The sequence below is a fragment of the Rhodopirellula maiorica SM1 genome (assembly GCF_000346295.1).
Classification (GTDB): domain Bacteria; phylum Planctomycetota; class Planctomycetia; order Pirellulales; family Pirellulaceae; genus Novipirellula; species Novipirellula maiorica.
The window spans coordinates 1-10,845 of the sequence record NZ_ANOG01000869.1; the positions used below are offsets into that span (position 1 = coordinate 1).

At 52.9% G+C, this 10,845-nt stretch carries 9 protein-coding genes and 1 pseudogene; 1 reads left to right on the plus strand and 9 read right to left on the minus strand.

Translation table 11 applies throughout. The features are described 5' to 3' along the window. Positions 1-724, plus strand: a pseudogene (locus tag RMSM_RS27755) (hypothetical protein); the annotation flags it as partial. A gap of 49 nt (positions 725-773) precedes the next feature. Here the strand turns inward: RMSM_RS27755 and RMSM_RS27760 are convergent. The 9 genes from RMSM_RS27760 to RMSM_RS27800 all read right to left on the minus strand — a co-directional run bounded on the left by RMSM_RS27760 (position 774) and on the right by RMSM_RS27800 (position 10,781). Next, entirely contained in the window at positions 774-1,328 is a 555-nt protein-coding gene (locus RMSM_RS27760) for a hypothetical protein (RefSeq protein ID WP_144058014.1), read from the minus strand. A gap of 149 nt (positions 1,329-1,477) precedes the next feature. Beyond that, positions 1,478-2,623, minus strand: coding sequence for a poly-gamma-glutamate system protein (gene pgsW, locus RMSM_RS27765; protein ID WP_008704945.1), 1,146 nt, complete (start codon positions 2,621-2,623; stop codon positions 1,478-1,480). Beyond that, positions 2,620-3,102, minus strand: coding sequence for a poly-gamma-glutamate biosynthesis protein PgsC (gene pgsC, locus RMSM_RS27770; RefSeq protein WP_008704946.1), 483 nt, complete (start codon positions 3,100-3,102; stop codon positions 2,620-2,622). The genes pgsW and pgsC overlap by 4 nt, the downstream gene beginning before the upstream one ends. Before the next feature lie 5 nt (positions 3,103-3,107). After that, complete coding sequence (gene pgsB, locus RMSM_RS27775) at positions 3,108-4,307, minus strand: poly-gamma-glutamate synthase PgsB (protein WP_008704947.1); 1,200 nt, start codon at positions 4,305-4,307, stop codon at positions 3,108-3,110. 483 nt (positions 4,308-4,790) lie between these two features. Next, positions 4,791-5,015, minus strand: a complete 225-nt coding sequence (locus RMSM_RS40210; protein ID WP_144058016.1) for a hypothetical protein — start codon at positions 5,013-5,015, stop codon at positions 4,791-4,793. 320 nt (positions 5,016-5,335) lie between these two features. Continuing rightward, positions 5,336-6,565, minus strand: a complete 1,230-nt coding sequence (locus RMSM_RS27785) for a DUF1559 domain-containing protein (protein ID WP_040769682.1) — start codon at positions 6,563-6,565, stop codon at positions 5,336-5,338. A 222-nt stretch (positions 6,566-6,787) separates the two neighbouring features. Then, positions 6,788-8,827 (minus strand): hypothetical protein, encoded by a 2,040-nt coding sequence (locus RMSM_RS27790; RefSeq protein WP_144058017.1) that lies wholly within the window; start codon positions 8,825-8,827, stop codon positions 6,788-6,790. 261 nt (positions 8,828-9,088) lie between these two features. Beyond that, positions 9,089-9,556, minus strand: coding sequence for an ATP-binding protein (locus RMSM_RS27795; protein ID WP_160168394.1), 468 nt, complete (start codon positions 9,554-9,556; stop codon positions 9,089-9,091). 331 nt (positions 9,557-9,887) lie between these two features. After that, entirely contained in the window at positions 9,888-10,781 is an 894-nt protein-coding gene (locus tag RMSM_RS27800; protein ID WP_008704952.1) for a hypothetical protein, read from the minus strand. Positions 10,782-10,845: the final 64 nt, after the last annotated feature.

A 10,845-nucleotide genomic window follows, 5' to 3' on the forward strand; every position in this document is an offset into this window, starting at 1 on the left:
AATGCCCGAAGACGGCAGCCGATTACACGTGGAAGCAAAAAAGATCCCCGAGCTTGTACCGCCGGCGGTTTTGTTTCCCTATAACAAGATGGGTAAGAGTGCATCGGGGATCGCTTGCGACACCAGCGACGGAAAATTTGGTCCCTTTGCGGGACAGTTGTTTGTCGCCGATCAATCGCACAGCACATTGATGCGAGTGGATTTGGAAAAAGTCGATGGACTATACCAAGGCGCTGCGTTTCCGTTCCGACGCGGGTTTGCCTCGGGCAACGTCGGCGTCGAAATGTCGCCGCGAGGATCTATTTTTGTTGGCGGTACAAACCGCGGTTGGGGCTCGGTCGGACGACGGCCATTCGCAGTCGAACGGCTCGATTGGACCGGCAAAACGCCGTTTGAAATCCAACACATGCGGCTGACATCCGACGGTTTTGAATTGACGTTCACCGAACCCGTTGATGTCGATTCGGCCCGCGATTTGGAAAGCTACAAAATGACCACCTACACATACGAGTATCGTGAGCAGTACGGCAGCCCCGAGGTGGACCATACAACGCCGACCATCCAATCGGCTAGCGTATCGGACGACGGTATGACTGTCCGAATCGTTGTGGACGGATTGCAACTCGGACACGTGCATGAACTGCACGCCGACGGGCTGCGGAGCAAGTCGGATGTGCCGCTGTTGCACAAGGAAGCGTACTACACGCTAAACCGTTTTAAATAGGTCGCGTTGGTGCGAATGACGTCACCGCTGCTGCGATTCGCTTGGATGTTTAGCTCCGAAGATGCCCGCGGACGATTTCCTCGAGTTCCTCTTCCTCAAAATCTTCGAGCCGGCCCGAGCTGAGCCAGCAGACTCGCAGCAACATGTCCTTGGTCGAGGTGATCTCTAGTGGTTTGACGTGGATCACGTCGCCGTTGACAGGATGGGCGACGGTTCGAGCTGGGATTGAGAGAGAATAGTTTTCGTTCCGCGACGAAATCGCATCCAACGCATCACACAGTCCCGGATTAGGCGGCTCGGATTCGATCAGATCACCGATGTCGATGCCGATCGTATCACAGCGAAGTTTCCGAAGCCGATCAAGAAGCGAATCAGCAGCATTTTTGATCGGTAGGTTTGCAAAGAGTTTGCACAGGAACGGCAAGCTGTGTTCCGTTCGCAGAATCGCATTTAAGCGACTGACCTCGAACGTTCCATCGCCGTTTCTTTCGATATCGCGTCGCGACAACATTCCCAACCATAATAGCGGGATGTAGCGTTTCGATTCGCTGACTAATTCGGGGCACTGGGTTGGGCTACTCACTAAACTGCCACGCGCAGACATTGCTACTGCTCCTGGGATTTGATAAAGCCAATCACATTCCCGCCTGTTTTGTGCGGATGATTGTACTCCATCCCAAGACGCCGTTGGTAACGCGGCTGCACCCTCTCTGGTAGCGCTGTCTATCAGAGAGGGTGCCGGTAGGATCGCGGCTATACCATCGGTTCGGGTTGACCCGAAATCTTGCGTGAACCGCGGCCTTTCATGAAACGATGCCCAAAGTCAGTCAGCACGAAGACGCGGAGTGAACCGAGGATCGCCAACAAAACCACTAGAATCAGCAGTCGACTGCGACGCGTTTGTTTGAATACGCCTCCTTCGCCGACGGCGGGTTGTTGCTGTGGTTTTAGCGGCATGCCGTAAATCATGGCAATTTGATCCATTTCGACGAGGTGGATGACCGGGACATCTTTTCGCATGAAACGGGTCATAATCGAGTCGATCTGCATGGTCGCTCGCGACGCCGTGCGATTAAGTCCAGGCTTGTAAGCTCGTTTGCCGATCGTCTTGCCTACCGACACCGCTCCGCCGCCAACGTTGATATAGGCTTTGTATTCTTGTGAACCGGCCTGTTTTCGATAAACCGCCATTCGTTCGTCGATCGCATTGGCAAAATCGTCCGCCTCGAGTCGCTTCATGCCGTTGTCGGTAATCGATTTGCGGATCATCTTGCGTGCTTCATCGCCAAGTCCGATCCCCAAATCTTCGTATCCGCCGATCGAACAAGCGACCGATCGGAAAGGGATGTACTCCTCTTCGTAAAGCATCGTTTCCATATCGATCCACAAGAACTTTGGATTATTCGCTCCCCATTGCGACGAACCCGCACTGGCCAACATCACCGGCCGAGCACCGATGGTTTTCAGCGCCGCCAGAACACTGACATTCATTGCCGGGAATGACCCCGAATAGCCGACCGCCACCAAGTCGCCTTTGCCGACACCCGCTTTGATCAGCATGTCGATCACGACGGCGGCAAGGTTGGGATTGGTTGAGGTTTGCTTGGCGCCCAGCCGACCACTCAGGGTGGTCAAAGGCGTCATCAGTTCGCCGATCATCCCCGTAGAAGCGGGGTCGATCACCGTGTTGATTCGCATTCCAAGATGAAGTTTTTCGTTGCGAATCGCCTCCATCATTTCCTTCGACAATTCCGCGGCTTGCATCTTTAGATCCAAGTCTTCCTGAGGCGCTTCGACACGAAAGTATTCGACCGTTGCCAGTCCAAGTAGTGAGAATGCCGCCATAAAGACGATGATCGATTGCGAGACTTGGCGAGGCCGCCAATACAGACGTTTCATAGTACGAACTCCAATCCGATCAACATCAGAACCAAGCGAACCACGGTCGCGGCAGTCAGCAGAATCCCCAGCGTTTCAAGCATCCCTTGACGATCAATCCAAATGGCAATCAATCCTGGGATGATGTAACCAATGACCTCGTAGTCATTCGATTCGGCCAACACATCCATGTTGAGCGAGTCTTCGGGAACCGCTGAAAATGGGGCAAGTGATTCCATCAAAATCCCCACCAAGAAGCCTACCAACACCATCAACACGGTGCGGCGTTTTCCATAGATGACGATCATGTTCGATAGCGAGTATACGATGAAATAGGTGACGATCGCAGCGAAAAACGTTGCGATCACTGTCACGGGCCGGTCCAGCGACAAGGCGATGTAACCGGGGACGACCATCCCGCCTGCGGCGAGACCAAACGTTTCCGAGAACAGCAGGCTGACGGCCAAGCCGATGCCAATTGATACAGTTAAAGTGTCCATAGTTCCTAAAATGCTTTTTCGTCGACAATCCCGCGATTGCGGAAGTATCGCACCACGTCTAAACCTGCGCCGCCAATATTTGCCATTCCCATTACCAATGATGAACGGCCCGAAAGACTCACCACCTTCTCAAAAATCTCAGGCGCTCCGTCCCCTTCGGCCATCACCAATTTCCGTGAGTCCAAGCCTGAGTTGATGGCATGCTTGGCAAAAATATAAGTTCCCGATCCGATCAAAACGTAATGGTCCGCCGGACGCCATGCCGCACAACATTCGGCCAATTGTCGCGAGCGATCGGGACGATCAAATCGACAATTAAAAATCATGATTCGCTTGCCCACACCTGGATAGCGATCACACGCCATGTCCCAAATGCGTTCGGTTGATTCGGGGTCGTTCGCAGCGAATCCGTTGATGAACACGATTTGCCGACCGAAGAAATCCAATTCGGCCACCGTCATGATTCCCGGGTCCGGACTAGCCGACCACATGCCTTGTAGCGCCGTCGCGCGGTCGACCCCAAGATCGCTGAGGACACGTAACGCGAGTGCCACATTTTCGGCATGCTCGATATACGAAAACTGAGCCAAATCCAACGGCTGGATCGCGTGCACTTCGTCTTCGCCGACCGTCACCAATTCGGTTTTGCGGTCGTCACATACTTTGCGAAACGCATCCAAATGGCGGCGTTCGGCGGTGTACAATTTGCCATCTTTGGGCACCATGCCCAGCAATGCCCAAGCCACATCCTTTTCGCCCGGACCCATTACATCCAAGTGGTCGGCACGCGCGTTGGTGATCACGCTGTGGGTGGCGTGGACCAACATAAATTCGCACAACCACTGCAAGTAGGGAATCAACGCCATGCACTCGATCACGAGTGCTTCGGATTCGATCTCGGCCGCAGCGCGAACAATCCGGATTTGCTCGATCACGTTCGCACGTGCCGGACGGAACACCGGATACTCGGCACCATCGGGCAAAATCATTCTTGCCAAAGTGCCCGTCGTCTTGGCACAGGTGCGTTTACCCGATGCGCGCAACCCGGCGGCAATCAGCCGAGTCACGGACGATTTGCCTCGCGTGCCATTGACATGAATACGCGTCGGAATCGTCGCAAGGTTGCGTCGATGTAGGAAAGACTCTAATAGACCCAGCCCGACCAGCGACCCGGTCGTGCCAAGCAGTGCAAGCGAACCATCCATTCGTGATGGTTAATCCCAGTAAGAGATGTGGAGACTGCGTCAGGGTAGAAAAGGTGAATACGAAACCTGATGCGCAGCGAATTATGGTGATGATGCGAAAGCGTGCTAGTGGATCACCGCAAAATTCTTATGAAATTCGGCAAATTTGTCAGCGGAATTGAGGACATTCTTACACCAAATATCAGCCTGTAAACGCTTAGAGAAAGTTGTTGCAGGCTTAATGGTGACTCGTCGATCCTTAAAGTGCTCAAACCAGGTCGCTAAGGTCCAAGATGATCCGTAAAGCAATTCGCTGTCGGGCTTCGGGTATGCGAACCTAGCAGGTCGTTTGAGAAAGTCTGATGTTGGCCCGAGCAACGATGAAGCATTTTGTTGTAGCGAAACTCGTAGAGAGTTTCGGTTTTACTCACATGCCCGAAAGTCTCCGCGACTTTCGCTACAGGATAAAAAGGTTCCACTCGGTTCATCGTGGAATTGCTGCCGCTAACGATTCAGGTGCCGTCGACGGAGAGCCTGTTGATCTTGCCGCTCCACTTGCTGGGCGTACTGTTGTTCACTGACTTGGAGCTCCAACAAAAAGTCATTTTGAACGCCGCCGACTACCTGTGCGTGCTCGCTACGACCACAGCCAGAGATCGAAGCGACGATCACGATTGGAAGCACGCATAAGGTGATGCGTTGGCAGGTCTTTTTGACGGTCATAATCATTTTGATTGTTCCTTAGGTATCACTATGGTTCTGGAAATTTGATTTTTATTTAGCTAAGCAGGAGGCTTTCAGGATCTGAGCCGCTTTGGCGCTGGCGGCTTGTTGATTTAGTGAGCCGCTCGAGCGTGAGCGGCCGGGTTCCACGCATGACCCGGTGCCTTACGGCCCACGGCTCACCAATGCGATTTGCATTTCGATTAAATCAACAAGCAGCTCGCCACGGTTCGGACATTCAACCGGGCTATCGCCCAAACGGCTAACGGGATTTGAGTCAATGATTCCTGCCTAGCTATTAACTTGGTTTTCTCAAAGCAAGACTTTTAATTGAGTGGTTGATCGACAATTTCATGGGAAGCGCGAGTTCCAAGAGCACCCCACAGTCCATAAGGGCTCTTTTGACCCGGCGCCGACTTCCCGCTTTGTCCGTACTCAACCATGTGCGCGTTCGGGTCGCCCGATTCGATCGAGTCGGTGATGAAGACAACGGCACCGTCTCCCATCAATACGTGACAGCCACCTTGATGCCGACTACTTGGTGGTGCAACGCCTTCTTGTCCAGGCCAATCGTCTTGCCAACACGCAGCGGAGTTGGGTGGTGTGATGGTGAACATTGCGGAGTGAAAGGTTTCTCCATTCATCCATTGGTATCCGCGTCCGTAGATCGATCCACTGTCCCAGTCGCTGAACAAGGTCGTCGACTCAGCCCAGAATTTTGGTCGTGAGGGATCGATGGATCCATTGGATTCACAGATACTTGGATTCGCTTTGACGCCGACTTGTTGGCGTGCTGCTTGCGTTCGGATGTCGCGGTCACCCAAGTCGGTTGTGATTTCGCCGGCGATGATCGTATTGGACAATCCGTCCGTAATGTCACGAAACCGCATCGAACTGTGAGCGACAAACGCGCCACGTTGTCCGGCACGTGACAGCTGTGAATCGGTGTTCGTTTGAACAAGTGCATGATTCATGGGGCCGGTTTCGGCTTTGGCAAACGAGTCGCCTAAGCAAACCGCATAGTTGGTTCGCCCTTGCGATGGAATACCGTATCCGGGATCCGACGGGCATCGCAACGTCGGGATCTCCGTCATGGCAGGCGGGTAACGAAAACTGACGTGAAAGCTTGGCTTGGGGCCGAATGCAGTCCACGAAGGAACTTTGGGAATCCGATCGCCATTGGGGCCAAGCTCTTGGCCGAGCGATCGGCTCATCTCGTCCCAAAGTGCTTGCTGTTCGATAAACGGCGTAACACCGACCCAAGCACTGAGTTGGCTCTGGTTGGTGTTAGGCGACCAGATCCACCAGTTTGGCGTGATCGGATCCAGCCCCGTACCGGTTTTGTGTTTAGGCAGCCGATTGTAGGCGGAATGGTAGTTGTGGATGCCCAAACCAATCTGTTTGAAATTGTTGCTACAACTCATGCGACGCGCTGCTTCGCGAGCTGCCTGTACAGCGGGGAGCAGTAGTCCCACTAAGACCCCAATGATCGCAATCACAACTAATAATTCGACGAGCGTGAAAGCAAACCTGGATCGGTTCGTTGAAGACGTCATGGTGATTCCTTTGTTTTAAGATTGAACAAGAGTAACAAACGTGTGGTGAAACAAATTTCGAACGACAGCGGGACAGCAAAGAGATCCATTTGTCGTCCGACAGAACATCAAGCAAATTTGGCAATTTGCTCAAAGTTCAAAATTGATCGTGCGTGAAATGGGGAGGTAAGTACTAAGTCATCGAAGGGGCCAATGCGGTATTAAGGGGAAAGCTTAGGTGCTTCAGTTTCCAGTCTTTGTTTTCGCGGTAACCTTGTCGGCAGATGGCGTTTCGCAAAGCGACCGGTAGGTTTCGTAGAAGTGAATCGCTAAACCACCAAAACACTCGAAATCGCGAAAATAGTTTTCGGCGGCGGATGTTTGCTCATCAAAATCGACTATCGAGTTGTCAGCGAACGTCACTTTCGATGGCATCACGCTTTTGGTAACGAATCCTCGCATCCGTGGTGTCTCACCATCTTCCGCGAGATCGCGTCGTGCGAAAGTTCGCCACTGTGCGTCGGAGTCGATCATGGACTCCGCTTTCGCCCGTCGGCTTTTCTCTTTCTCAGCATCATCCATCAACCAGTAGAATTGACTTGCTAACAAACGTAGTGACCTCTCTGCCGCAGCACGCTGTTGATCCGATAGGGCGTGTGCGATCTCAATCCCGACGTGAATGTTTTCGCCGTCATCCATCGTGCGAACGCGATGTCCCTCAATGAGGCTCTGGTCGGCAAGCAATGGAGTGAGCGTTAAGGCCCGTTGGAACTTCTCTCGAGGAAGTCCTACCAGGAACCAGACCGGTCGATCGACTTCCCTGAACGTCTCGACTCCCATGAAAATGCTTGCGCCACGCTGACGTTGGCCGTATTCCATCAACGCTCGTCCATGAGCAATGATGCCGTCAGCGCCATCGGCCCGGTCGCGATAATTCATAACGCCAACGTTATCTAACATGTCGATGCAGTGAAAACTGGCTGCTTTGCGAACTCCATTGAATTCGACTGCGGCGTTGGATTCGCCAGTGTTCTTGTCCGTCGCCTGCCACCAAAATGGAATATCGACGCCGAACTGCATGTTGGAACCTTCGCGAACGCGTCGTTGACACTCGGCATTTAATTCCAGGTATTCACGCAGGATTTGTTCGCGACGTGAAGGCGAATGCCAACCTAGCAACAGATAAGGTTCATTGTCGAAATGAACGCCGTCGAATTTTTCTTGTTCGTTGGCTCGTGAATTGAATTGCAGCACCGCATCAACGACGCCAAGCGGAATGTCGTGATTCTGCGTGAGGCAGTGTTCGGGGGCTCCGTCCAACGCGTGAATGCGGATGTTTTGCGAATGAGCTTTCGCGATAAAGCTGCGTAGTTCCGGTTTCATCAATACGGTGATGCGGTCCGACGGTGATGCTTCGGGGGCAGTTGCCGATACCTTTGACGGTTCGGTCCGCTCGACCTTGTATGGCAACTGCAGCCAGATTTGCCCGACGTTGTGTGCTTTGCAAAAATCGAAGAGTTCGTGCCACCGCTGTGTGCTGCCCAACAAGGTTTGGGTGGACCATAGCCAAAGCGTGCGTGGCGGTGCCGTTGGTTGCGGACGCTGCGGCTGTGGTTTCGTCGCAGTACTTGCGGGGATCATTTGATCCACATTCGATTTGAAGGCCACATCTTCCACATGCACAGTGAATTCACCAACGGTTGCGAACTCGAGGGTCAATCCTGCGAAATGAGAACAGTCGATATGTGTGGATCGCAGCGGCACAATCACCTCTTGCCATGCTTGGGTAACTCCGCCATCAAGAAACTGATCGACTGGCCCCAACAACTCCGAGTCCTCCTTGGCGATCCAATTCTCGTCTGATAAACGGATGTTGAAACTTTCACCTCCGCGCTCTCCACGAACCCAAAACGACAGATGCGTATAGGCGCGTGCATCGAAGTAGGTTGGCTTCAACGCGTGCATGTCAAAGAAATGAATCCAATAGCCGCAAAATCCTGCGTCCGCTTTGGTCGCCTTGATTCGCATGCTGTGCCCACTATCGCCACGCCGTGGATCCGAAACTCGTAGCGCCGAGGCGAATGAGGGCGACCGCTGAAACGTGCAGCGATATCCGCCGAGGCGGTTTTGCACGGGTTGATCGAAACGATCCGCAACCAGCAAAGACGATGCGGGGTCAGCGGCCAACGCCTGCTTGCGAGGGAATGAAGCGATATCATCCGCATGCAAAAACGCAGCCATAACGACGCAGCAGAAGAACATCAGATAGCAACGAGGGTTCACGAAATTATCTTTCTTGTACTTAGATAGCTTGATTCAAAACTTCCGAATTCCACCGGCACGCCGCCGCCAGTAGACGGAGCAACGTGCTGCGAGTCATGCTTCGCTCACTTGGGGACGGTGACGGATTGTCGTTCACGTCATCGGCGTCAATCCGCTTTGGAAGTCAGCGACTTCAACATCCCCTTCGTCAACCATCTTCCGAGGCCTCACGTCTGCGTGGGAGGTCGCCGAAGACGATCGAAATTCGCAACTCGGGGAAGCTCACATGGCAGGCGCATGCTTTATCATCAGCACTTCATTACCTTGCTGATTGTGAACCACCGCGTCCATAAAATTGCGCATCAGCATCAATCCGCGACCGCCTGCCTTCATGATATTTTCCGGAGCGGTAGGATCGGGTACTTGACTGACCTGGAATCCCGGTCCTTGATCGCGAACGGCAAAAGACAGCTGCCTACGGTCCATGGTTACCGCAACGATGGCCCGGCGTTCAGCGAATGACGCATCATGCGGACGCTTTGTGAGCATTTCTTGGAACACGTTTTCGCCGTCGGACAACCAAGCTGACGAGATCTCTAGATTTCCGTGCACGATCGCGTTGGTCGCAGCTTCTGTCAGCGAGATCGACAAATGCGTTCGGTAAGACTCGTCATACTCGCCGTAGATCAGCGTTGCTAATTCCAGTACTTTTTCGATTACCGGGTGAATCAACGAAAGATCGTTTTCCAACGCAAATTCGGTGTTCAATTGAACGAACCCCGAATCGACGAGGTTTGTTGCGGGGCAGACCGCGCTGTCGTTTGCAGGCGAATTCTGCAAACAGGTTATGACCGATGTTTGAGCGTTTTCGGCTGTCGGGCCGATCGCTAGCGGACCAGGGCAATGACTCATAGCTTCTCCAGAGGTAAATGTGACGGTTAACGACAAAAGTATGTCTGCCCCTTCAGACGTAGCGCAAAACACGCCACTAATAATTTTGCCCCCGCTTGCAACAGAACGCTTCGAATCACCTCGCTATGCCCAGCCGCGTGGCGATTGAATTGCAATCCGCTGTTCTTCTTTATCTAGCATCCACGTTCGTTGTAGTAACCTGCGACGAATTAATCCGAACGACTTCAACTTCGGCCGATCGAGTCACGCCTTCAGGTAATTGTCCAAGTGACATTCCAGGACGGAGATTTGTCGCTTGCTCTGCGTCGGGATAGATGGCTACGATTCGAAATCGAGTGCCTGGGGGAGTACTGTCATTGCCAAAGCGAGCGGATGAAACAAAACGATTTTTTCCAGCAGGCGAAGAAACAGCCTGTACCCACCAATTGTCGTTGTCTTGAGTCGAACGAACCAAGACGACGGGCTTTTTATCGTCCAAAGAGGAACACGTGACTGAATCGGCACGTTCCACGTGGCTGTTTTCAGTTGGGCTTTGGATCAATTCAGGATGTTCCGCTACCGAAACGATTTGTGTGACATCGAGGACACTTTCTGTTTTCGTTAGGATCCGTTTAGGTTCTCCCAAGATGCCGTCGGGCTTTTTCAGTACTACAACTGTTTCCACCGAGCGGGCCAAGTTCGAAGGCAATTCGCGAAAAGACGTTCCCGGTTTAAACAGTTCTCTGCCTTCAGCCGTCGGTACCATCAATACAACAAGTTGAAAACGGCTTCCGTCGATTGAATCGTCGTTTCCGATTTGTGCGAAGGCTTTGAAGGTGCGTTGGGATGTCTTCTTCGGCCACTCCTGTGCCCACCATAGACAGCCGGGTTGATCGGCCCTGACTAGCACAACCGGATAACCTGGAGAGTGAACCCTGCCAGCAACCTCGATGACCTGTTTCACTTTCTCTTGCGGTTGAGGGTTCAGCAGGGTAACTCCTGCGTCTTTCGTCTCATCGCCTTGAGCGATGGTGACGGGCATGGTGGCAAACAATGTGATGCCGACAAGCTGCGTGAATTTCATTGAGATGATCCTTCGATCTGAGCGGAGGCGGTTGGCGTTTCGATAACGTCCGAGAAGTTATCAA